General features: G+C 68.7%; 22 protein-coding genes and 1 pseudogene. 12 read left to right on the top strand and 11 right to left on the bottom strand.

What is annotated here, in order from left to right; all coding sequences use genetic code 11:
- Positions 1 to 598: 598 nt before the first annotated feature.
- Positions 599 to 2,503: a pectate lyase-like domain-containing protein gene (locus FHR32_RS37065; protein ID WP_221466752.1), complete on the top strand. Its 1,905-nt coding sequence runs from the start codon at positions 599 to 601 to the stop codon at positions 2,501 to 2,503.
- Between the two features lie 80 nt (positions 2,504 to 2,583).
- Entirely contained in the window at positions 2,584 to 2,955 is a 372-nt protein-coding gene (locus tag FHR32_RS45325) for a MerR family DNA-binding protein (RefSeq protein ID WP_312882880.1), read from the top strand.
- A 2-nt stretch (positions 2,956 to 2,957) separates the two neighbouring features.
- On the opposite strand, the gene FHR32_RS37075 is transcribed toward FHR32_RS45325, so the two are convergent.
- The 3 genes from FHR32_RS37075 to FHR32_RS37085 form a co-directional block, all read right to left on the bottom strand.
- On the bottom strand, positions 2,958 to 3,593 hold the full coding sequence (locus tag FHR32_RS37075) for an FMN-dependent NADH-azoreductase (RefSeq protein WP_184759161.1): 636 nt from the start codon (positions 3,591 to 3,593) through the stop codon (positions 2,958 to 2,960).
- Positions 3,571 to 5,346: an SDR family oxidoreductase gene (locus FHR32_RS37080; protein WP_312882903.1), complete on the bottom strand. Its 1,776-nt coding sequence runs from the start codon at positions 5,344 to 5,346 to the stop codon at positions 3,571 to 3,573. The genes FHR32_RS37075 and FHR32_RS37080 overlap by 23 nt, the downstream gene beginning before the upstream one ends.
- A gap of 333 nt (positions 5,347 to 5,679) precedes the next feature.
- Positions 5,680 to 6,234 (bottom strand): CGNR zinc finger domain-containing protein, encoded by a 555-nt coding sequence (locus FHR32_RS37085; protein ID WP_184759163.1) that lies wholly within the window; start codon positions 6,232 to 6,234, stop codon positions 5,680 to 5,682.
- A gap of 26 nt (positions 6,235 to 6,260) precedes the next feature.
- On the opposite strand from FHR32_RS37085, the gene FHR32_RS37090 reads away from it, so the two are divergent.
- Together FHR32_RS37090 and FHR32_RS37095 are read left to right on the top strand one after the other, a co-directional pair.
- Complete coding sequence (locus FHR32_RS37090) at positions 6,261 to 6,764, top strand: GNAT family N-acetyltransferase (RefSeq protein WP_184759164.1); 504 nt, start codon at positions 6,261 to 6,263, stop codon at positions 6,762 to 6,764.
- Between the two features lie 375 nt (positions 6,765 to 7,139).
- Entirely contained in the window at positions 7,140 to 7,619 is a 480-nt protein-coding gene (locus FHR32_RS37095; RefSeq protein ID WP_184759165.1) for a hypothetical protein, read from the top strand.
- Here the strand turns inward: FHR32_RS37095 and FHR32_RS37100 are convergent.
- The 4 genes from FHR32_RS37100 to FHR32_RS46970 form a co-directional block, all read right to left on the bottom strand.
- On the bottom strand, positions 7,535 to 8,950 hold the full coding sequence (locus FHR32_RS37100) for an Ig-like domain-containing protein (RefSeq protein WP_184759166.1): 1,416 nt from the start codon (positions 8,948 to 8,950) through the stop codon (positions 7,535 to 7,537). The genes FHR32_RS37095 and FHR32_RS37100 overlap by 85 nt on opposite strands.
- Before the next feature lie 83 nt (positions 8,951 to 9,033).
- Positions 9,034 to 9,207, bottom strand: a complete 174-nt coding sequence (locus FHR32_RS43575; protein WP_221466753.1) for a hypothetical protein — start codon at positions 9,205 to 9,207, stop codon at positions 9,034 to 9,036.
- Positions 9,208 to 9,499: 292 nt separating this feature from the next.
- Positions 9,500 to 9,691: a hypothetical protein gene (locus tag FHR32_RS46965; protein ID WP_312882881.1), complete on the bottom strand. Its 192-nt coding sequence runs from the start codon at positions 9,689 to 9,691 to the stop codon at positions 9,500 to 9,502.
- A gap of 51 nt (positions 9,692 to 9,742) precedes the next feature.
- A complete protein-coding gene (locus tag FHR32_RS46970; RefSeq protein WP_312882882.1) occupies positions 9,743 to 9,958 on the bottom strand; it encodes an alcohol dehydrogenase catalytic domain-containing protein in 216 nt (71 codons plus the stop codon).
- A 285-nt stretch (positions 9,959 to 10,243) separates the two neighbouring features.
- Between FHR32_RS46970 and FHR32_RS46975 the strand changes: the two genes are divergently transcribed.
- Both FHR32_RS46975 and FHR32_RS45335 read left to right on the top strand, forming a co-directional pair.
- A complete protein-coding gene (locus FHR32_RS46975; protein WP_312882904.1) occupies positions 10,244 to 10,783 on the top strand; it encodes an MmyB family transcriptional regulator in 540 nt (179 codons plus the stop codon).
- Positions 10,675 to 10,926, top strand: a complete 252-nt coding sequence (locus FHR32_RS45335) for a helix-turn-helix domain-containing protein (protein WP_184759167.1) — start codon at positions 10,675 to 10,677, stop codon at positions 10,924 to 10,926. The genes FHR32_RS46975 and FHR32_RS45335 overlap by 109 nt, the downstream gene beginning before the upstream one ends.
- Before the next feature lie 383 nt (positions 10,927 to 11,309).
- On the opposite strand, the gene FHR32_RS37125 is transcribed toward FHR32_RS45335, so the two are convergent.
- Positions 11,310 to 11,900, bottom strand: coding sequence for a TetR/AcrR family transcriptional regulator (locus FHR32_RS37125; RefSeq protein WP_184759168.1), 591 nt, complete (start codon positions 11,898 to 11,900; stop codon positions 11,310 to 11,312).
- A gap of 93 nt (positions 11,901 to 11,993) precedes the next feature.
- Here FHR32_RS37125 and FHR32_RS37130 point away from each other — a divergent pair, with 93 nt between their 5' ends.
- From FHR32_RS37130 to FHR32_RS45340, 3 genes are all read left to right on the top strand, one after another.
- Entirely contained in the window at positions 11,994 to 13,415 is a 1,422-nt protein-coding gene (locus FHR32_RS37130; protein WP_246468401.1) for an MFS transporter, read from the top strand.
- Between the two features lie 180 nt (positions 13,416 to 13,595).
- Positions 13,596 to 14,333: a hypothetical protein gene (locus tag FHR32_RS37135; protein WP_184759169.1), complete on the top strand. Its 738-nt coding sequence runs from the start codon at positions 13,596 to 13,598 to the stop codon at positions 14,331 to 14,333.
- Positions 14,330 to 15,037, top strand: a complete 708-nt coding sequence (locus tag FHR32_RS45340) for a Tn3 family transposase (protein WP_312882883.1) — start codon at positions 14,330 to 14,332, stop codon at positions 15,035 to 15,037. Before FHR32_RS37135 ends, FHR32_RS45340 begins: the two co-directional genes overlap by 4 nt.
- A gap of 303 nt (positions 15,038 to 15,340) precedes the next feature.
- Here the strand turns inward: FHR32_RS45340 and FHR32_RS37145 are convergent, their stop codons facing one another.
- Positions 15,341 to 16,084 carry an SDR family oxidoreductase gene (locus FHR32_RS37145; protein ID WP_184759170.1) on the bottom strand — a complete coding sequence of 248 codons (744 nt, stop codon included), beginning with the start codon at positions 16,082 to 16,084 and terminating at the stop codon, positions 15,341 to 15,343.
- A gap of 82 nt (positions 16,085 to 16,166) precedes the next feature.
- On the opposite strand from FHR32_RS37145, the gene FHR32_RS37150 reads away from it, so the two are divergent.
- The gene (locus FHR32_RS37150) at positions 16,167 to 16,640 is read left to right on the top strand and encodes an RrF2 family transcriptional regulator (protein WP_184759171.1); all 474 of its coding nucleotides are present in this window, start codon (positions 16,167 to 16,169) and stop codon (positions 16,638 to 16,640) included.
- Positions 16,641 to 17,150: 510 nt separating this feature from the next.
- A pseudogene (locus FHR32_RS45350) lies at positions 17,151 to 17,447 on the top strand (M20/M25/M40 family metallo-hydrolase); the annotation flags it as partial.
- 21 nt (positions 17,448 to 17,468) lie between these two features.
- Here the strand turns inward: FHR32_RS45350 and FHR32_RS37160 are convergent.
- Entirely contained in the window at positions 17,469 to 20,507 is a 3,039-nt protein-coding gene (locus FHR32_RS37160; protein WP_184759172.1) for a WD40 repeat domain-containing protein, read from the bottom strand.
- A 385-nt stretch (positions 20,508 to 20,892) separates the two neighbouring features.
- On the bottom strand, positions 20,893 to 21,525 hold the full coding sequence (locus tag FHR32_RS45355) for a CatB-related O-acetyltransferase (protein WP_246468402.1): 633 nt from the start codon (positions 21,523 to 21,525) through the stop codon (positions 20,893 to 20,895).
- Here FHR32_RS45355 and FHR32_RS37170 point away from each other — a divergent pair, their 5' ends adjacent.
- On the top strand, positions 21,526 to 21,966 hold the full coding sequence (locus tag FHR32_RS37170; protein ID WP_184759173.1) for a sigma-70 family RNA polymerase sigma factor family protein: 441 nt from the start codon (positions 21,526 to 21,528) through the stop codon (positions 21,964 to 21,966).
- Positions 21,967 to 22,070: the final 104 nt, after the last annotated feature.

The raw sequence follows: 22,070 nt of genomic DNA on the forward strand, positions 1-22,070 counted from the left end.
CGCGAGAGCGCTCTCTGCAAAGAACCTTTACAGTGGGGCGATCTATCGTCAAGGCCCAACAATTACCGACAGATCCCATGGATGATCTGCTTCTGTCAGGCGAAGGTGCAGGTAGCCCGCCGGTTATCGTGGCGGATTCGATCAGTCGTCGCGTCCAGAGGACGGGTAGAACTAGTTCTGGTTCGCGGAGAGCGCTTCCACGGGACGTCGCCGCCCCGGCCTCCGGGCGCCGCTCGACCCACTATGCATCCCACCGATGCGACGAGGCCGGGACGACGCCTACCGGATCCGAAGGCGGAAAATCAAGGGCCGCTCGGGCATGGCGCAGGACCCGTTCACACGGTAGAAACATCCCAACAACATCTTCCATGTCTTGATGCAAGCTGCAGAGAGAGCGCTCTCTCAGAATCTGGCCCGCGGTGTCCGGCCGCCCGTCCCCTTAAGCAGGCAGGTCGATGACAATCGTGAGCTACTCCGGCACGCGAGAGCGGTCGTGCGTCTGCCGAAGCGCCCCATGCGCCGCGTCCTCACGCCCGCCATTCACTCCAACGTCTTCTGTCCACGTAGCGCTGCACACCCAGCGGAAAGGACGAACCGTATGACGACCCAACCTCCTGGCGATGGAGGTCCCGCGAGGCGGCGCCCCAGCCGCCGGCAACTCGGCCGGGCGTTCGCGCTCGGCCTCGTGCTGACGACCGCCGTCATGACGACGGGAACGGCCGCCACCGCCGCCTCGCCAGGCCCCGGCACCCCGGACTTCGGGCCGAACGTCACCATCTTCGATCCGAGCACGCCGGTCAGCGAAATCAAGGCGACGCTCGACGCGGCGCACACCACGCAGGTCGACAACGAGATGGGCACCAAGCGCCACGCCTACCTCTTCAAGCCGGGCACGTACGGCACCGCGGAGAACCCGCTCCACATCAAGGTCGGCTACTACACCGAGATCGCCGGCCTGGGTGCCTCGCCCACCGACGTCGTCATCAACGGCAAGGTCGAGGTCTACAACCGCTGCCTGGCGGACGGTGGCACGAACAACTGCCTCGCGCTCGTCAACTTCTGGCGTACCCTGTCCAACCTGTCGATCAACGTCAACGCGGCCGGCCAGAGCGGTTGCAGGGCATCGGCGAACTTCTGGGCCGTCTCCCAGGCCGTGTCCATGCGCCGCCTCAACGTCAGCGGTGGCAACCTGTCGCTGATGGACTACTGCACCGCCGGTCCACAGTACGCCAGCGGCGGCTTCATCGCCGACTCCAAGCTGCCGTCCGTCACCAACGGATCGCAGCAGCAGTGGCTGACCCGTAACAGCGAGGTCGCCGGCTGGTCCAACGGTGTGTGGAACCAGGTCTTCTCGGGTGTCGTCGGCGCTCCGGACGACGCTGTTTTCCCGAACCCGCCCTACACGACAGTCGACACGACTCCGGTGAGCCGCGAGAAGCCGTACATGTTCGCCGACGCGCAGGGCAGGTACAACGTCCGCGTGCCCGCCGCCCGGAAGAACACTCGTGGCATCTCATGGGCCGACGGCATGACGCCGGGCCGCACGCTGCCGATCGCCGACTTCTTCGTCGCGAGGCCGTCGGACTCGGTGAAGGCCATCAACAACCAGCTCGCGCGCGGCAAGCACCTGCTGCTCACGCCCGGCGTGTACGACATCGCACGGAGCATCGAGGTCAAGCGCCCTGACACGGTGGTCCTCGGTCTCGGACACGCCACGCTCACCGCCGTCAACGGCTCGGCCCCGCTCGACGTCGCCGACGTCCCCGGCGTCGTCATCGCCGGCGTCACGGTCGACGCGGGTCTCGAGGAATCGCCGGTTTTGCTGCGGGTGGGCAAGAACCACGGTAAGGGTAAGAACCACGGCAGACGTCCGAGTCCGGCAGACAACCCGACGACCCTGTCCGACGTGTACTTCCGCGTCGGTGGACCGCACGTCGGCAAAGCCGACATCGCGCTCGAGGTCAACAGCGACAACGTGCTCATCGACCACATCTGGGTGTGGCGTGGCGACCACGGCGTCGAGGGCTTCACCGACACCGAACGCTGGAACACCAACATCGGCCGCAACGGCGCCGTCATCAACGGTGACCACGTGACGGCGACGGGCCTGTTCGTCGAGCACTTCCAGCAGTACAACACCGTCTGGAACGGCGACGACGGCACGACGATCCTGTACCAGAACGAGCTGCCGTACGACCCGCCGACCCAGGCCGACTGGATGAACGGCGGCGTCGAGGGCTGGGCCGGCTACAAGGTCGGCAACCGCGTGAATACGCACACCCTCTACGGCGGTGGCGTCTACGTCTTCAACCAGAACAACCCGGCGATCCACACCGAGAATGGCTTCGAGGTCCCCGAGACCCCGGGTGTCAAGCTGCACCACATCATGACGGTCAACCTCAGCGCCGGAACGATCGACCACGTCGTCAACGGCGTGGGAGATCCGGCCGACACGACCAGAATCGGTGCGCCGGTGCAGGTCGTGGAGTACCCGGCCCCGTAGAACACCCGCATAACGCAACGGCACCGTCGCCGTCCCGGTGGGCTGGAGTTTCCGAACTCCGGCCCACCGGCACGCTGTCAGTGGGCCAGGCCGGCCAGCACTCGGGCATACCACCGGGCTCCATCCTTGCCAGCCGCCGTACGACCGGCAACCAGCGCCGCTATCACCGCAGCACGCTGCGCCGGGTGGCGTTCATCCGTGCCTCGCAGAGCGTCGGCATGCCCCTGTCAACGATCGGAGGCGTGCTGGGCTTCCTGCCGGAGGGAGTCCCGCCCACCCGGGAGTTCTGGCTCAAGGCGTCGGCGTGCTGGAGTGAGGAGATCAACACTCGTATCGAGAAGATGGAGCGGATGCGCGACCGCTTCACCGAGTGCCCGGCGGAGTTCGGCGGTGGCATAGGCACCGAGCTTGGTGCGTGTGAGTGCGGGCCGCGTCTGCGCCCAGGCCCATGACATCACTGTCGAAACGTCGTCGTGCTGGAACCGAGCTGTTCGCCGAGGTCACGTGCGAGCCGTAAGGCATGCGCGTACTCACTCTCACCACGGCCGGTCTGTCCGGCGAGTGCAGGAACGCTGGATGCCAGGGGCAGGCTGGTGGCGATCACGGTGACGGCCACCCCCATCTCTTCCCCCAGAATCAGCTCCAGGACAGGAGTTGCGTGGTCGCGCCCCTCGTTCACCGTTCCACTGTCGTAGTTGCCGCCCCGGCTGGTGACCAGCACCGCTGGTCGACCGGTCAGAGGGGCGGATGAGATCGCCGACGGCGCCGTCTGTCCTGGGACGTGAATGTGGTCGAGCCAGGCTTTGAGGCTGGATGGCAGCGAATAGTTGTACAGCGGGACGCCGATCAGGAGCACGTCTGCCCCCAGCAGCTCGGCGATGAGACGCTGCTGGAGGTCCTCGGCGGCCGGTTCTGGGCTCGCATCCGCCGACCGCAGGCGTGCTGCCCAGTGCAAGCTCGCATCGGCCAGATGCGGTAACGGGTCGGCGTGCAGGTCGCGGTAGACCACCACGTTGCCCGGCCCGGCGTCACGAAAGGACGAAGCGAAAGCTGCGGTAACAAGGTCCCTACGGTTCGAGGGGACGGACAATCGTGGGCTGGGTCCCTTCGGTGTCCCGGCGGGTCGATCCGCCGGCGATGCGCCGCATGATCGCGGCGATGGCGGAGGGGTGGGTGAGGTGCGGGTGGTGTCCGGTGGCGGGGATGGTCGTGACGGTGGCCGGGCCGGGATCGCCGACCAGCAGATCCAGCTGTCCGGCAACGATGTGGACCGGGACTGAGACCGGCTTGGTTCCGCTGAGCAGGGCTTGGAGGGTGGCGCGTTCGGTGGGGTGGTTCGCGGCCCGGAGCCAGTGGGCCGTACGGCGGGCGACGCCAGGCCGGTGCAGTTGGGCGGCGGCGCTCGCGATGGCCCGATGGGCTCCGTCTGAGGAAGCGCCGCTGGAGCCGAGGAGCGAGGTCGCGAGACGGTCGGCGGAGTGGGCGACGATGACGGGTCGGGTTCGTACGGGCGCCAGCAGATCGGTGAGCCAGTCCAGTGGGGTGGCCGCGGTGGGGGCCGAGCGGCCGAGTCCCGGCAGGTCGGTGACGAGGGTGGGGGCTTCGTCCGGTTCGCTGAGTACTCCCTGCCAGGATTCACCGTCGAGGGGAAGACCGTGTAGGAGGACGAAGTCGGGCGAGGTCCTGTCCCCGGCGGCATAGGTCCGGGATCCGGCGACTTCGTGGAAGCCCCCGGGAAGCACGGCCGAGGCCGTCCCGAATCTGTCCGCTACCAGCCGATCGGCCCAGCGGCGCAGCGCGGTCTCGACGGGAGGCTGTCGGAGCCCTGCGGCCTCGGCGACCCTTTCGGCTGAGGCCGTGTCGTAACGGTCTTCGGTCAGGAAGGCCAGGGTCTCGGGGTTAGCTCCGGTCAGCGCGGTTGGGAGGCGGCGGATCAGGGCCACCGGCACGAGGGTCCTCGGCGCGCGTACGCCCAGGTGGCCGGCGAGCAGCCGGATCATGTCGGGCAGGTCTGGGGTGTTCTCATCGAGCACCCAGTGCAGGCGGCCTGGCTCGGGATCGTGTTCGGGAATCGCGGCCATGAACTTCGCGAAATGATCCACGGCCACCACGGGCACGAAGGTACGGGCGGTTCCCGGCAGCGCCGGAAGCCGGCCCGTCCACAGGTCGCGGACCAGTTCGGCCAGACCGATGTACTGGTCTGTCTCGCCCGTGGTCGAGTGGCCGATCACGCTGCTCGGATTCACCACGGTCAGCGGGACCCCCAACTGCGCCGCGACGACCCGTACGGCCGCGTCCCCCTCGACCTTGGAGCCTTCATAAGCCCCTTTGCCTCGGTAGAGCCTCATCAGTTCGGCCTCCGGGAGCGGATACCGCGCCTGCGGGCTCAGCCCGACCCGGTAGCCCGGCACGTGGACCAGCCTGCGCAGGCCGGGCCGGGTTGCGCCCCAGCGCAGCACGTTGAGGGCGCCTTCGACATTGACCGCCCTGGCCTCCTGGCGCCGCAGCCCGAACCGGTAGATGGCGGCGGTGTTGAAAACATCCCGTACGCCTGCAAGTCGCTCGTCGTCCGCCGCGCTCAGCCCCAGGCCCGCACCGTCGGTGAGATCACCGGTCACGACCGCGAGCCGCTCGGCGGCCACGCCATGATCTTGCAGCCAGGCGCGCAACTCGCCCTCGGCGCTTGCGCCCATGCGACCCCGAGCCGGCTCGCGGACAACGGCCGCGACCGTACGGCCCTGATCCAGAAGGTGCAGCATCGTCCACCTGCCGATGAAACCGGCCGCGCCGAACACCCGAGAATAGACTGGTCTGCATAATCTTGTCCAGGTCGCCCCGAACACCGAAGCGGCCGGCTCATGTGGCATGGACGGAGCGTTGGCCCGGGGTGCCCTCAGATCCCCTCGCACCCGCACGGGCGCGGCTTCACCCTGCACCAGCTCCGGCACTCCCGGCTGACCCGCCTGGGCGAAGACGGATGGTCCGCCCCCATGCTCATGGCCCTGTCCGGCCACGAAAACATCCGCAGCCTGGCCATCCACGTCAACATCAGCACCGAAGCCGTCGCCGCGCTCGCCGAACAGGACCATGAGTGGCACGCACGGTTCCGAGGGGGCCGGGGCGCAGTAATGCGCTCCGGCTACCCGCCGATCTCCGGGCACTGGAGAAGCCCATGTTCATCGTGGCCTGACGCTGCGACTCACCGCAGGACTCACGGCGCGGGTCGCGCGGTGCCGGCGTACCGCGTCGCGGTTGGCGCACCGCTGGGAGCAGTAGCGCTGCCGCCCGGTGCGGGAGGTGTCGGCGAAGATCATGATGCACTCGGTCACGGCGCACCGCCGAAGCCGGTGCATGCCCCGCCCCACCAGGTGCAGCGCGGTACCAACGGAGATCAGCGAGAACAGCACGGAGCCGAGCGGCTGCCGGTCGTCGCGGTAGTGCAGGTGCCAGCCGTCGCCGGCGTGCTCCGTCAGTCGCGGGTAGGCGGCGGCCGCCGCCAGCATCCGATTGACCAGCTCGGCGCGCTCACGCTCGTCGGTGGCGTCGACGACTTTCTCCCACGCCTCCAGCACGGCCTGGGTACGGTCCAGGTCCTGCGGTGTGACCGGGTGCTCCAGCGCCAGCCCGGCGGCGCGGCAGCGGTCCGCGAGCTCCTCGGCGCTCGCCGGGCGCCGGTTGGCCAGGTCTGCGGCCAGGTTCACGGCATCCTCGCCGTAAGGGTTGAGGTGCATAAGCCTATTACATCAGTCTGGTCGGCATGGGACAAAACACCGGACACCACACCAGACGCCGCACCGATGTACGGCAGGCAGTGGAGGACGACGTCGCGGAACTTGTACGCCTGCGGGCGTTGTTGTTCGAGACCCTCGGCGGCGACTTCTTCAACCCCTCATCAGCGGACGACGACTGGCGGGCGACCCTTGCCGCGGTGCTGAAGGAGCAGTTGACAGCGGATGCCGTGCGGATCCTCATCGTGGACGGCGACAACGGCCTCGCCGCCTGTGGCATCGGCACCATCGAGCAACGGCTGCCCGGCCCGCACCTGCGCAACGGCCGGATCGGACACGTGATCGGCGTGGTCACCGACCCGGCGCACCGGCGGCGCGGCCACAGCCGCGCGATCATGGAGGGGCTGCTCGACTGGTTCCGGGAACGTGAGGTCGCCCGAGTGGACCTGTACGCCTCCCACGCCGGCGAACCGCTCTACCGTGAACTCGGCTTCGTCGACCACCCTGACCCCTCGCTGTACTGGCGTCCATGACAGGCGACCCGCCGCGTCGTCCTCAGCCGCTCTCAAGACTCACCTTCTCCCTGACGAAGCCAGCGGTGTCCGAAACGGGCGCCGCCCACCTCCCCGGAGCGTGACATGCCCGTCGTCGACGCACCCTCACCTACCTCACCCGCACTCGCGTCAACTCAGGCCAATCCGGCGACGCGCCACCCCGGACGGGGGGCCGATGAGCGTTGACGTGTTGACGCACAGCGCGTGGCGATACCGGTGGATCATCCTCGGCCTGCTCACCGATCTCACTCACAGCTTCGCACCGGCCTGGGGACTCCTTTCCGCGATTACTACCGGGCCCCTGCATATCCGTTGGAAATTCGGCGGATACTACCGGGACCCCGTGTAGTTCACGTGGTTCTGTGCCCGGCCGCCTACCTCGGGCTGGTGCTCAGCGCCGACCCCGACGGTCGCGCCATCATCGATTCCTCCAGGCGGCCGGCCATCCAGGCCACCGGCGAGATCCTCGACCTGGACTTGGAGCGGCCTGCCGTACGGCTGGCGATGCGATCCTGGATCGCCGCGGTCAACGAGGCCGCAGTCGTCTGGCTGCAGGACAGGTGTTCGTTCCCCGCCGACGACCTGATCGAGGTGCTGATGGTCACCCTGGCCGAGCTGCTCCGCCAGGGCCGCACGCTCGGCCGGCGGCCGCCAGAGCGCGCCGCGGCCGCGCCGGAGGGCGCGGCCGCGGCTCGATCTCTCATAAGGACGATTCGGCAACCGCCTTCAGCGGTCTTACTTCATGGTGGTTATGGGCAGGGCGGCGTTCTGAATACCACGCCGTCCAGGAAGTTGCCGACCCCCTGGCTGCCACCCGCGGCCGACACCGAGTGAAAGGCGAATCGTGTGGTGGTCTGCCCCGGAGGTACGACGTACACCCCGGTGTAGTAGCCCCAGGCGGTGTTGCCGTCGGAGATGTCCGCAGAGGAGGCCCCGGCAGGGACCTGAGCCACGGTCGCACCCGGTGCGCCGATGAGCACCTGCATCACGTCGGTGCCCAGGCGGCCTCGGTGATACAGCGACCAGGTCATCGGTGTTCCCGGAACGGTGGGAACGTCTTGGTAGAGCGTGGAGACCTGGGTGGCATTGAGCTCGGCGAACTGCTGGCCGTCGGCTGCCGGGACCCCGCTCGCGCCGCCCCGCCAGAACTCCAGCTTGTTGTCGGTGGCGGTGGTGCGCCAGCCGACGCTCGGGTTGGTGGAGGCGTCGGGGATGGACCAGTCGATCGTGGCCACGGGCGGCGCCTCGAAGCTGCCGTTGACCAGGTTGACCGGTACGGGGTTACAGGTGACGTTGACGGTGACCGTCGCGGTGCTGGTTCCGCAGGCGGTGGTGATGGTGTAGGTGAAGGTGTCGGGGCCGGCGAAGCCCAGGGCGGGTGTGTAGACCACGTTGCCGCCGGAGATCGTCGCGGTGCCCTTGCCCGGCTGGGTGAGGCCGCTGATCGTCGGCGAGGCCGCGGTGTCGTTGGCCAGGACGGGCACGCTGACAGCTGTGCCCTGCGGGGTGGTGGCGGTGTCGTCGGCGGCGTTGGTGGGTGAGATGGACTGCCCGTTGACGATCTGGATCGGAGGGGCGGGTGTGTTGTTGCCGAGCTGGCCCGGGGCGGCGATGACGCTGCTGATCCCGGTGGGCCGGATGGTCATGCTGTTGCCGATGGTGCCTTGCCTGACCTGGAAGGTGATGACCTTCGCGGCCGGGTCGGTCTTGGAACCCTGCGAGGTGATCGTCAGGGTGGTGCCGCTGATGGTGCCGGTCCCCGACTGGCTGACGATGTCGGCGTTGGCCAGCAGCGACGACAGGTCCCAGTTGGTGGTGTAGCTCCTGACCAGCAGCGGCCACTGGGCCGTGCGGTGCGCCAGCGTCAGGGTGAAGGTGTTGCCTGGTGTGATCTGCCCGCCCCACAGAGATGGGGAGGTGTCGACCGGGACCGACCCGCTGCCCAGCCTCATGCCGAATGCGTTCTTCCAGTAGTAGTCGACGGGGTAGGTCGCCTGTCCTTGCCGGATACAGGGCGTGTTTGCAGCTCGTGTGACAGTCTGCCGCGCAGTGGTGGCGGCGTGCGCACCGGTATCGGCCGCCACCTGTGTCCCCGATGCGGCCAGCAGCGCCGACAGGGCGCAGGCCAGCGCGGTGAGCGTGGATCTGGGTCGTTGTGAAATCAACACCGAACTCCCATTCTGTCGTGAGGGATGTCTTCGTAGATCAACTTCACAGCGACGTTACCCTCTGTATTCGACCAATTGCGTTAGGTGTTGAATTGTGTGATCTTCGTGTCGCACCCAGGCCAGTGCCACCTGCGCCGGGGTGGCTCCGGTCCGCTCGGCCAGATATCGCCGAACAGCACCTCGTCGGTCAGCTCGACCAGCTTGGGCGCGAAGTCGCCGATCGCCTTCTGTGCCGGGGGCGGTTCTTCTGCCACGGTGATGCTTCTTGCTTTGGCGTATTGGAAGTTCAGGGTGTGAGCGCATCGCCCGCGCGGTGTCGGCGCGAGCGGGACGACCTCGGCCGGGTCAGCGGTCGATCATCTGCATCTGTTCGCCGGGCTGCTGTCGAGGGTGCCCAGACCGATGCGGGAGACGTCCAGATCCCTCAGCTTGATGTGTTTCACAGTCGCTGCTCCTCTTCTCGGATACCCGGGGGCACCCGGCGCCGCACGCCGGGCGCCCCCCGTTCGTCGGCTCGTCGCGGGTTGATCGCGAGGCGCATGGCGCTCAGGGGCGGGTGAGCACCTTCAGCGCCTGGCGGTCGGCCATCGCGTGGTAGCCGCCCGGCGCGTCCTCCAGGCTGATGGTGCGGTCGAACACCCGGCCCGGCTCGATCCTGCCGTCGAGCACCTCGGGCAGCAGTTCCGCGATGTAGGCACGGGCCGGGGCCACGCCGCAGGTGAGGGTGATGTTGCGCAACCGCGCCGTCGCCGATCACCGTCACCGACGTGCGCGGCCCGACCCCGGCCGTCACTCCGAGCCGACGTCCTCCACCACGCCAAGAAACTTGTGGCCGATGCGCCGGCCCTGCTCGGTGGCCGGCATCGACTCATAAGGCCACAGGTCGCTGCCGCAGATGCACGAGCGCAGCACGCGCACCACCGCGTCGATGGGCTCCTGCAGTACCGGGTCGGGCTCGTCCTGCACCCGCACGTCACCGACACCGTAGATCAAGGTTGCTCGCATGAAGATCTTCCGATCAAATCGTCTCGTCGTCAGGGGTACCCCGGGGGTGGCCGATATCGGCTGATCGGCAGGCCTGTTCCATTCGATCAGCACCGGCTACTACGCCCGCCTGGAGCAAGGCAGGATCCAAGTATCCGCACCCGTCCTGGGCGTCCTGGCCTGCGTGCTGAATCTGGATGACGACCAGCGCGACTACCTGTTCGGGCTGGCCGGAAGGACATCGCACGCCCGCGCCGGCGGGCCCCCGACGACCCCCGCCTGACCGCCCTCGTGGGCGAGCTGTCGGTGCAAGACCCCGACTTCCGGCAGTGGTGGGCCGCGCACCATGTGGCCAGCAAGGGCGCCGGCACCAAAACCCTCCACCACCCCGTCGCCGGCGACCTCACCCTCGACTGGGATATCCTCACCTGCGCCACCGACCCCGACCAGCAGCTCATCATCTGTACCGCCGAACCCGGCACCCCCTCCCACGAGCGGCTGCGCATCCTGGGTCGCCGACTCTGCCGAACAGCGGACACCGTCCGTCGGCAAGCACTCTCCTTGACCGCTTCGCGCTGCACCGGTCATGTACGTGATGACTGCCTGTTATCACGTACATGGGGGAGCGACGATCACGGCCGAGCAGGCGATCTCGGCGTGTCGATCAGGAGGGGCCGCCAGGTCCGGGAAGATCCTCGACGGGTCCCCAGTCGGATCGATCGTGGAAGTCCCCCCACGTGCCTGTTCCCCGTGCCCGCCAGATCGTGCTCACCGCTGCCGAGCGCCGACGGCTCAAGCAGCTGCCCCACTCTCGTACCACGCCGTTCCAGCAGGTCGTCCGCGTGAGGATCGTGCTAGACGCCGCGCACGGCTACTCCAACAACATCGCCCGTCGGCAGGGGGTGGTGGTGGATACCGTCCGGTTGTGGCGTGGCCGCTACGCCGACGAGGGCTTGGCGGGGCTGGCCGACCGGCCGCGGCATCGCTGAGGGCATGTCCGTCTCGACCGTCGGCCGGATCCTCGCCCAAGACCTGATCAAGCCCTGACAGCACCGATCGTGGATCTTCATGCGGGACCCGGACTTCGCCGCCAAGGCCGAACGCGCGCTGGAACTGTATGCCCGACGCTGGGACGGTGTCCCACTCGAAGCCGGCGCGTATGTGATCTCCGACGACGAGAAGACCAGCATCCAGGCCCGGCAACGCCGCCACCCCACCCAACCGACAGCCCCGGGCAGGCCGATACGGGTCAGCAACGACTACCGGCGCGGCGGCGCCCTGGCCTATCTGGCCGCCTATGACGTCCACCAAGCCCAGGTGATCGGCCGCTGTGAGCCGACCACCGGGATCGTCCCGTTCATGCGGAGCCTGGTCAGGCTTCCTTGGGCGACTCGGGCCAGCCGGATTCGAGAAGATCGAAGATGGCGTTCATCGCGGCCAGGGGGTCGGGTTCCGTGCCCGCGAGCTCGGGGATCTCCAGGACGTAGCGGGCGAGAGCGCGGATGGTCATGTCGGAGGGGTCGCGGCCGCTCTCGGCGGCGATCACCTCGGCCAGGGCTCCCTCGCTGGCTATCCAGAGCTTGCGTGAGTATTCCCGCAGGGCGGGCGTGCTTACGATCAGGTCGCGCTTGCGCCGCAGTTCGGGCGGGAGATCTTCGGTGAAGGGTCCCCGGCCTGCCATGCAGCGGCGCAGGGCTTCCAGCACTGACTGGCCGGAGGGCCGGTCGCGGACCGCGGTGACCAGCCAGACGCGTCGTTCGGCGCCGTCGTCGAAGATCAGCGCTTCCTTGCCGTCCGGCACGTGCGCGAACAGGGTGGCGATGGAGACGTCCGCCTCGTCGGCGATCTGAGCGACGGTGACGCCGTCGTACCCGTACTCGGAGAACAGCCGCAACGCGGCGGCCGACAACGCCCGGCGGGTCTGTGCCTTCTTGCGCTCGCGGCGCCCCATGGTCGTCGGCATGTCCCCATAGTACCGGAACCCGGAACTCATCTGAATCTATAGTGACTATAGTTTCAGAGTCAGTTCAGTTTAGTTCCAATGGAGAGATGTCCTATGGCAATCCCCGCAACGGCCGGCCCGCCGGTCACCGCGTCCCCCCGGCTCATGTGGGCGATCTTGGGCTTGGTGCTGCTCGCCGACGCCCTCGACATGATCGACGCCACGGTCACCAACATCGCCGCGCCCACGATCACCGCCGAACTGCACGGCGGCGAAGGCCTGATCAAGTGGCTCGGGTCGGCCTACATGCTCGCGATGGGCGTCCTGCTCGTGGTCGGCGGGCGGCTGGGAGACAAGTACGGCCAGCGCAGGCTGTTCCTCATCGGCATGAGCGGCTTCACGATCGCCTCGGCGGTGGCGGGACTCTCGCCCAACCCCGCTCTGCTGGTCCTCGCCCGCGGCGCACAGGGCGCGTTCGGCGCGCTCCTGATCCCGCAAGGCATGGCGATCATGACCAAAACGTTCTCGCGTGACATGCTCACCAAGGCGTTCGGAATGTTCGGCCCCCTGCTCGGCATAGCCTCGGTCGGCGGCCCGATCCTGGCCGGGTTCGTCATCGACGCCGACATCGCCGGGCTGTCGTGGCGCCCGATCTTCCTGGTCAACCTGGTGCTCGGCGGCCTCGGCCTGGTCCTGGCCGTCCGGCTGCTGCCGCAGGACGACGGCGACGCGTCCACCGGCGTGGACGGGGTGGGCTCAGGGCTGCTCGCCGCCATCATGTTCGGCCTGCTCTTGGGGCTGGTCGAGGGGTCGAGCAACGGCTGGACCGCCATCCCGATCCTCTCGATCGTCGCCGGCCTGGTGTTCCTGGCAGCCTTCGCCCGCCGCCAGAGCACCGCCGCCGACCCGCTGCTCAAGCCGTCCCTGCTGCGCAACCGCGGCTTCAGTTCCGGCCTGCTCGTCGGACTGATCGTCTTCGCCGCCACCACCGGGCTGGTCTACGTCCTCTCCCTGTTCATGCAGCAAGGGCTGCACGCCTCGGCGCGGGACGCCTCCCTGGGTCTGCTGCCGATGACCGTGGGCATCATCGTGGCCGCAGGAGCGTGCATGGCGCTGATCAAGAAGATGGGCCGAACCCTCATCTTCCTCGGCCTGGCCATCATCCTGATCGGCTGCGGCTGGCTGCTCGTCCTGGTCACAAGCTCCGGCACGGACCTGAGCCTGTGGACCCTCGCACCAGCCGTTTTCCTCACCGGCCTGGGGATGGGCGCCTGCTACGGCACGATCTTCGATATCGCGATCGGCGACATCGATCCCGACGAGGCCGGCAGCGCCAGTGGCTCCCTGTCGGCGATCCAGCAACTCGCGGCCGGCATCGGCTCGGCCGCCGTCACCTCGGTCTTCTTCCAGTCAACCGCCTCCGGCCTCGGCCACGCCATGACGACCAGCCTCGTCGTCGTCGTAGCCCTCACCGCCATCACCGTCCCGGCCGTGATCCTGATGCCCAGACGAGCACCAGAAGAACTCCAGCACTGACGCAGACACGACCGCCCATCAACGTAAGGAGCCGACATGTCCTCCCTCCACAGCCCAGCCCCCTGGGACGTGCGACGCCTGCCGCGCGCCGAGGGCAAGAACTTCCTCGTCACGGGGGTGTTCTCCCGAACGTGACCCCAACCCCCAAAGTAGCTCTGAGATAGATCACGGTTGCAGTTCGTGATTGTCGCGAGTCGGGTCGAGTGGCTGGCCAGCGGCATCTGCCCGATGGCGTTGACGGATGAGGGGATTCGGGTGGCGGTGTTGTCGCGCTGTCGGAACCCGAAGGTCGAGCCGCCCGGCAGGGCCGAGCGCATCGTGCGCGGCTGCCGTGCCCGGTTCGAGCGGGCGTTCTGTGAGCAGGTGACCGGGTGCCTGTCGGCCGACGCGACCGCCGCGCTGCTGGAGCTGGTCACCGGTGCGGACGGGTTCTCGGCCGAGCTGAAGTCCGACCCGGTGCGCCTGACACTGTTGGCCGCGCTGGCCTGGTGCCGTACTGCGGAGATCACCGACGCTCTGGTGGACCTGCTGGGCCGCTATGCCGACGTGCCGGGCAAGATCCGTCACCACGACGGCGTCGATGCGGTGCCGATCACCGGCGTGGTCCCGGAGGGATGGCTGGAGGCGGTGGTCGACGGTGACGGAGTGGTCGAGCGGGTCTCTTATGAGCTGTGCGTGCTGGCGGCCGGTGAAGAACGCGCTGCGCCGCCGGGAGATCTACGTGGACGGCGCCGCCCGCTGGCGCAACCCCGAAGAGGACCTGCCGGCCGACTTCGAGGACAGCTGAAGACGCCGGAGAACCTGCGGGCCTGCACGCCGCGGTCGCGGCCCGGTGGGGCGTCATCGATCTGCTGGACTTCCTCAAGGAGTCCGACTTCGTCACGCAGTTCACCGATGACTTCTCCACCACCGCCGTGAGGGAGAACACCCCGCGGCAGGTGATCCGTAAACGCCTGCTGCTGGTGCTGTACGCGCTGGGCACCGACATCGGGATCAAGCGGGTGGCCGACGGCGGCAAGCACGGTGAGAGCGAGGCGGCGCTGCGCGCCACCCGCTATCTGTTCGTCAACCGCGACAACCTGCGCAACGCGATCGCAACGTTGGTGAACGCCACCCTGCGGACGCGCGATGAGGCCTGGTGGGGCACTGGCACCGCGTGCGCGAGCGATGCGAAGAAGTTCGGCTCGTGCTCCTGCAACCTCATGACCGAGTGCCACGTCCGCTACGGCGTGATGATCTACTGGCGCGTCGAGCGCAAGTCGGTTGGTCAGGTACGCCACCGCGCTGAAGCTACGCACCGGCAAGGCCGAGCAGGTGCTGCGCCGCTTCACCCGCGGCGGACCCACGCATCCCACCTACCGCGCCATCGAGGAGGTCGCCGGGCGGTCAAGTCGATCTTCATCGCCGAGTACATGGCCTCCGAAGAGCTACGCCGCGAGATCCATGAGGGCCTGCAGGCGGTGGAGAACCGGAACTCGGCCAACGCGGACCTGTTCTACGGCAAGGCCGGCACCATCGGCGGCACCGACCGGGAGAGCCAGGAGGTCTCCATGCTCGCCCGGCATCTGCTGCAGTCGGCCCTGGTCTTCGTCAACACCATCCTGGTTCAGTCGCTCCTCTGAAAGACCCGGCCCGGGGCGAACGGCTCACCGACGCCGACCGGCGCGCGCTCAGTCCTCTCTTCTGGTCGCACGCCAACCTGTACGGCACCATCCAGATCGACATGGACACCCATCTGGATCTGTGTCTGGCCTCCTGACGCGGCGGGTGGTTTCGGCAGTGTGCTGTGGGACCGATTGTCGGTGTGTTCGTGGACCACTCAGCGATCACACAGGGGTTGATCTGAAGGTGAGTTTTGGTACCGCCTTAAAGACTGTCCCAGTCGCTCCAACCCCGGGCAGCAGCGGGACCTTCCCCCGTCGGCTCTATCGCTGTTCCGCGAGCCATTCGTCGAAGGTGGTCGGCGCGATGCGGGCGCCCTCTCCGGGCAGCAGCACATTGCCGGCCATCGCCGGGCCGAACCCTGCCGACCACGTCGGAATGAGCTTCACCGCGCGGCCGCGCGCCTGGTTGGTGCGCCGGGCCATGTCCACCAGGTCCTGTGGCTCGGGCCCGGCGACGTCGACATAACACCCCTGCGGCTCGCCCGTCGCGATCTCGGCGAGGACTTCGGCCACGTCCGCGGGTGCGATCGGCTGCACGAGCAGCGGTGCGATCGTGGCGGTGCCGTCCTGCTCGGTCCAGCTCGCCACCATCGCAGCGAAGTCGTGGAACTGTGTGGTCGGGACGATCGTCCACGGCACCGGTCCCGCGGACACGAGGCGCTCCTGCTCCCGCTTGCCGGCGTAGTGTGCGTTGCCCTCGATGCGACCGATCCCGGCGATCGAGAGCAGCACATGGTGATGGACACCGGTCCGTTCCTCGGCGGCGAGCAGGTTCCGCGTGGCGGTGCCGAAGTACGCCACCGTCTCGGCCCGGTCGGTCGCCGGTCCGTTGGTGGCGTCGATGACCGCCTCGACGCCGGCGAGGGCGTCGTCGAGCCCGTCACCGGTCGACAGGTCCACGCCGAGCGAGCGGCTGATGCGCACGACGTCGTGCCCGTCCCGTACGAGGGCGGCGACGGTGAGTGCCCCAATGTTCCCGGTCGCCCCGGCAACTGCGATCCGCATGATGATCTCTCCTTCTCTCGTTACCGCACGGACAGTATCAAGGACTAAAAAGGTCCACAATGTCTGCGATAGACTCGGAGCTGTGAAGCTGCCTGTGAGCACTGAATGGGTTTTGCACTGCGCCACGACGCTGGCGCAGCTCGATCCGGGAGCCACCGCGTCGACGGCGCAGCTCGCGCAGTACTACGACCTCCCAGCGGCCTATCTCGCCAAGCAGTTGCAGGCGCTCGTCAGAGCCGGCCTGCTGGCCGCAACCACGGGCCCGCGGGGAGGATTCCGGCTCGCGAGGCCCGCCTCCGAGATCACGCTCCTGCAGATCGTCGAGGCCGTCGCCGGCACGTCCTCACCGTATGAGTGCCGCGAGATCCGCCAACAAGGACGGGGAGCGCTGCCCCCCGAGGAGTGCCGACGGACCTGCGTCCTCGCCGAGAAAATGGCCGAAGCGCACGAGGCGTGGCGGCGCAGCCTTGCCGGCGTCACCCTCGCGGACATCCTCGACAGCCTGCCCCCGTCGGCGCCGCCCCGCACCCGACTGCGCCTGGCGGGAACGACGTAGTCCGTGCGCCATTGGTGCTCCTCCGCTGTTGGGAGCATCTCGGTAGCCCACCAGCCCCGCTGGGCCGGTACCAAAACTCACTGACATCGCCTTTACGCCACAAGACCTGGCGCCCAAGCTGACCAACAAGCGGCCCCAGTTCTCAGATGCAAGGCCAGGCGGGGAAGATCGAACCATGGCAGACTTCCCCCACATCTGGATCTGCGCGTACACCGAGGTCGTCCGCGCCGACTGCGTAATCTCCTTCTTCGTCTCCGACGGAAACCCCGACAACCGCGCCGGGGAAAGCAACTACGGCGGCGTGCTGTGGGCTCACGTGGTTGGCCGTCGAAACGCTGTTGACCCGCCCGGCCCTGGGCCTCCGCGAGCGCACGCTGTTTCGGCTGCTGTATGAGAGCGCGGCCCGCACAGAGGAGGCCTTGGCCCTTGACACCGACGACCTTGACCTACGCAACCGGCGCGCGAAGGTGCGGCGCCGCCGACGTCATCGTCTGGCGCACAGCCACCGCCCGGCTGCTCGGGCCGAAGGTGACGCGGGAGTTCATCAACTTCGAGGAGGTCCCGGCGGCCGACCCGGCGGGCCCGACGTTCGCCGCGCTCGCGACGCCCGTCCCGTCCGTGATGGGCGGCGGCACCGACGCCAAGTCCTTCAACCGGATCGGCATCACCAGCTTCGGCTTCGCGCCGCCGCCGCTGCCGCCGGAGCTGGACTGTCTCGGGATGTTCCACGGCGTGGACGAGCGGGTCCCGGTCGAGGGGCTGCGCTTCGGCACCCGCGTCCTCGACCGGTTCCTCGACACCCGCTGAGGCGCCCGCCGGGGCACCCGATCACCACACGTCGACGTCCACGCCGATCGCGATGGTCCGCAGGGCGCTGAGCGCGACCCAGGTGCGCGTGTCGCTGTTCAGCCCGCCGTATTTGTCGGGGTCGCCCGTCCCGGGTAGCAGGTCGAGCACGGCGCTGACGTGGCCGCACTCCGCGGCGTTCCGGGCCACTTGCGCGGACTCGCGGCGCTTCGTCGCCTTGGGGAGTTTCGCGATCCCGGCGTGCTGGGCGGCGAGATCGGTCAGCTGGTCGTCGGTCGGGCCGGTGGGCCTGCCCTCGGCCGTGATGCGTTCGGCCACCGGCAGGTCGTCCTGCACCCAAGCCCGGTTGATGTCGCCCCACAGCCGGAGCAGATCCGGCTGCCCGTAGGCGGTGAGCGCGCGGGCTGCCGTCCAGTCGTCGAACCAGCGCACACCGTAGGCGTGCGGCTTGTCCGGGTCTTCCGGCTCGCTGCGCTCCCCGATCAGCTCGCGCACCAGCTCGGTCTCGCCCCGCCTGAGCAGGTACACCAGCCAGGGCACGCCGTGGTGCCGGTTCCCCGGCGTGCCCACGCCCTCGTCCAGCACGACGCGGGCCTCCTGCTCCCGGCCGCACTCGGTGAGCGCCCAGACCAGCGGCAGGCGGACTTCCCAGTTCGAACGGTGGGCGTCGGCGGCCTCGCGCGCGGAGGCGAACCACCGCTCGGAGCGTTCATGCCACCCCAGGACCGCGCAGGCCCCGGCGACCGCCGCCATGTCCGCCGCGTCGCTCACGTCCGCGAGATCGTTGTCGGCGTAGGGGAGGACGGCGGCGGCTTCGGCGTCGAAACCGGCCGCGCCGAGCGCGAGCGCGATCCGCGCGAGGTGTCCGAGACGTCGCCGATGTTCTGGCATCGCGAGGGCCAGTTCGCGGGCTTCGGCGGCCTCGCCCCGCCGGGCGCAGATCATCGCGAGCTGCTGGAGCGTGTTGACGGTCCACTCGCCGTGGACGAACGAGTCCTGAACGGTCAGGTCGACGAGCGTGCCCCGGACCGCCGTGATCAGATCGGTGACGGTGGCGGTGTCGGGTGGCGGCCACGTCCCCGTCGCCTCTGCCGTGCTGCCACGTCCCCGGAACGGCGCCAGCAGCCGCTCGGTCTCCGGTGAGGCCGCCCCCACTCCCGCGTGGGCGGGGTCGGGGAAGATTTTCTGGTCGCCCCAGCGGAACGGCCAGGCGAAGCGGCGGGCGATGGACCAGCAGAGCCGACCGTCGAGCTCCGCGAGATCGTCGTCCCGGCCGGGCTGCGCGATGACCGTGCCGTCCTCGAACGCCACCGCCCAGGTGTCCTCGTCCAGCGCGAACGTCGGGTTGAGCCGGAGCTGGTCGCCGAGGTCACGGCCGGTGAGGAAGAGCGGGCGACGGGCGGCCGGGGCGTGGTGGAAGGGGTGGTCGGCGATGATCTCGCCGGTCTCGGGGCGCAGGAAGCGCACCGCGTGCGGGCCGATCGCGATCAGCACGTCGTCGGCGGGCCATTCCAGGCCGAAGCCGTGGTCCCACCCGTTGATGGTGCGCCGGATGCCGTCCAGGACGCGCAGCTGTCCGGGGCGTTCCGACCAGATCTCGATCCGCCCCTCGGCGGTGACACAGGCGGCCCGCTCGCCGTCCGGTGACCAGGCCCACGACCGGGCGTCCGCGCCGCGCGGGTTGGAGGTGTCCGCCTGAATGTTCAGGTCGTGGCGGTGCTCGCCGGTCGTCGCGTCGACGATCCCGACGGTCCCGCCCGCCGGGTCCACCACCGCCAGCCGGCCGCCCGGCCCCCAGCACAGGACATCGGCGCCCGGGTAGCCCGGAAGCTCCGCCGTCGTCTCACCCGTCAGCGCGTCGGAGATGATGAGCTTTCCGTCGCGCTGGTAGGCCAGGAGTCGTTCGTCCAGGCTCCACTCGGGCGGAGCCGAATCCCGACTCTTTTCCAGGCCCAGGATCCAGGAGACCTGCCGTTTCTGCACGTCGAGCGAGATCGCCGCGTACTCGCCCTCCGCCTCTCCATAGACACGGGAGCCGTCGCGCGACCAGAACGCCCGGCCGAGGATGAGCTCGGGCTCGTCGCTCCAGGTTTCCCGGGACTCGTCCGGCAACGGTCCGCTGAACTCGATCGGCTCCGTTCCCTCCGGGTTGGAGTCCGGTGGCCCGGCGACCGAGCCCTCGTGCATCGCCACGATGACGTTGCGCAGGTAGTCCGACTCGCCTCCGTAGACGAACGCGCGCCTGCCCTCGGGGGCGAGGGCCATGCCCAACGGCCTGCCGGAGGCGAGGAAGAACGCGTTGGCGATCGGCTCGTGGGCGGTGCCGAACGGGTCCCACACGCCGGTCGCGTTGGTGTTGTACTCCAGCGCGATTCGCGTGCCGTCCGCCGACCACTGGAGGCTGCGCGTGTAGTCCGGGAAGCCGATGCCGCCCATGATGCCGTCGATCGCGTGGACGCAGCGGCCGGTGGCGACCTCGAAGACCTGCAGGACGCCGCCCCGGTCGTAGTCGTCGCCGGTCCAGCTTCCGACCGCGAGGTGGCGGCCGTCCGGGCTGAGCGCGTGGCCGTTCAGCTCGCCGTGGTGCACGTCGGAGTGGCGCAGCAGCGTGCCCGCGTCGCGGAGCCGGGCGGTCGCGAGGCGATGCGCGCCGGTGACGCCGTGGGCGCGCTCCAGAGCCTGGAGGGCGTCCCGCAGCGGCACGGTGTCGCGCTCCGGGGAGAACGCGGACCAGTCGGCGTTCTTGAGGGTGTCGAGGGCCTCGTCGGGTCCCATCCGCTCGTCCGGGACGCCGGTGAACGGCGGGGACGGCGGCGCAGTGCCGGGCTCCCGACCTGCGAGCACGGCCACCAGCGCGTCCTCGTCGTAGATCGGAACGCCGCGCACCGCCGCAGGACCCGCCTTGACCCCCGACTTCGCCCCGGCGAAGACCAGGTCCGTCTTCGCCGAGACCGACGCGGTCACCTTCGCGCCCAACGCCTCCAGGCCGCGCTTGGCCTCATCCTTCGAAAGCCGGCTGAACCGCCCGGCCAGCACGATCGTGCTGCCACTGATGATCATGCCAAGCGACCATATTGGAGATGACCGACACTTCGCCTCTTATCCGGCGGTTGGCTTGTCTTTAAGTTCCGATCTCGCGTTTGGTGTGCTCGGTGCAAACCGGCTGCGACCTGGAGGTTGTGAACAGCCGCGTTGGGCCGGTGGCAGGTTTGCTCGCGCCCCGGTTGTTCAACCGCTCCCTGAAGGCGGCCGTTTGGTGGGGTCCCGGGGTTGGGATCTTGGCCCCCGCGGTAGCGGTAGCGAGTCACTGCGACACTGGCGGCGCCGGTGAATTCGATACCGTCATGGACGATCTTCCAGGTACCCGGCAGGCAGAATCTGCGGCGCATCTCCTGCCTGCTGAGCCGGGACACCCGCGCAGAGAGGGGATTCGCCGCTGCCGCAGTCATCGGCGGGGCGTTCTTCTGGCGCGAGCGGCGCACCGTGAGCCCGCTGGTGCCACCGAGCGTGCGCTGCCCCTGGCGGCGATGATGGTGCTCAGCGCACCAGCCTGCGCTGTGCTGCTGCGCCGGCATGGGGTGCGCCGGCCGGCCCTGGCGGCGATGACCTGCCTTGCCCTCGGCGTTCTCCTGCTGTCCCGGTTCGACCAGGCATCGACGTCAGCGGCGATCGCAGGCGCCTTTTTCCTGGTCGCAACAGCCACCATGCTGATGGCCCTCTGACCGGCCGCCGGGCGACGACGCATTGGCTGGCCGTCGACCAACTGGCACCAGTCGACGCTGCCGGACATGATCGTGCGGATGTGCTCGGTGATGTGCTGCAGCGGCCAGTCCCACCAGGCCAGGGCCAGGAGGCGGATGATGTCCTCATCGCTGTAGCGACGGCGGATGAGCCTGGCCGGGTTGCCGCCGACGATGCCGTAGTCGGGGATGTCGTCGACGACGACGGAACCGGAAGCGGTGATCGCTCCGTCACCGATACGGACGCCGGGCATCACCATGGCCCGGTACCCGAACCAGACGTCATTGCCCACCACGGTCGGGTCGGCGGGAACATACTGTTCCGCGCCCGCGGACACGTGCGGGCCCGGCATCCCCGCTACCAGGCCGATCCGCGCATCCGGCGACAGGCGACGCAGCGGTTCCTCGCCGCCGCGCTCGGCGGTGACCTGGACGCCCTCATGCGGATCCTGGCGCCGGACGTGACCATGTGGAGCGACGGTGGCGGCAAGGCGCGGGCGGCGGTCCGGTGTCCGGTGCACGACCGCGACGGGGTCGCCCGCCTCATCGTCGGTGTGGCCTCCCGCGCGCCCCGGAACCTCGAGGTCCGCTACCGGACCGTCAACGGCGACCCGTCCGCGCTGCTGTTCGCCGGCGACGCACCCTTCGCCGTCATGGTCATCGACCTCAACGCGGAAGGAGATCAGGCGGCGGAGATCCACGCCGTCACCAGTCCCGACAAGCTCTCCCACCTCACACACTCCGAAGAGTGGACATATCAAAAAAGGCCCAATTCCTGACTTATCCCGATTTGCCAGCCAAGTCAACTATTGTCTTGACTCGCTGATCATGATTGTCTTCAGGCTGAGGCGATCATCCCACTGGAAACATGACGTCTCTCCCG

Origin of the sequence: Streptosporangium album (genome assembly GCF_014203795.1) — a bacterium.
GTDB lineage: Bacteria > Actinomycetota > Actinomycetes > Streptosporangiales > Streptosporangiaceae > Streptosporangium > Streptosporangium album.

Excerpts from the sequence above, each read along its gene's own strand:
- FHR32_RS37065 (WP_221466752.1), top strand. The coding sequence starts at position 599 with ATGACGACCCAACCTCCTGGCGATGGAGGTCCCGCGAGGCGGCGCCCC.
- FHR32_RS37085 (WP_184759163.1), bottom strand. The coding sequence starts at position 6,234 with ATGCACCTCAACCCTTACGGCGAGGATGCCGTGAACCTGGCCGCAGAC.
- FHR32_RS37090 (WP_184759164.1), top strand. The coding sequence starts at position 6,261 with ATGGGACAAAACACCGGACACCACACCAGACGCCGCACCGATGTACGG.
- FHR32_RS46970 (WP_312882882.1), bottom strand. The coding sequence starts at position 9,958 with ATGCGAGCAACCTTGATCTACGGTGTCGGTGACGTGCGGGTGCAGGAC.
- FHR32_RS37125 (WP_184759168.1), bottom strand. The coding sequence starts at position 11,900 with ATGCCGACGACCATGGGGCGCCGCGAGCGCAAGAAGGCACAGACCCGC.
- FHR32_RS37130 (WP_246468401.1), top strand. The coding sequence starts at position 11,994 with ATGGCAATCCCCGCAACGGCCGGCCCGCCGGTCACCGCGTCCCCCCGG.
- FHR32_RS37145 (WP_184759170.1), bottom strand. The coding sequence starts at position 16,084 with ATGCGGATCGCAGTTGCCGGGGCGACCGGGAACATTGGGGCACTCACC.
- FHR32_RS37160 (WP_184759172.1), bottom strand. The coding sequence starts at position 20,507 with ATGATCATCAGTGGCAGCACGATCGTGCTGGCCGGGCGGTTCAGCCGG.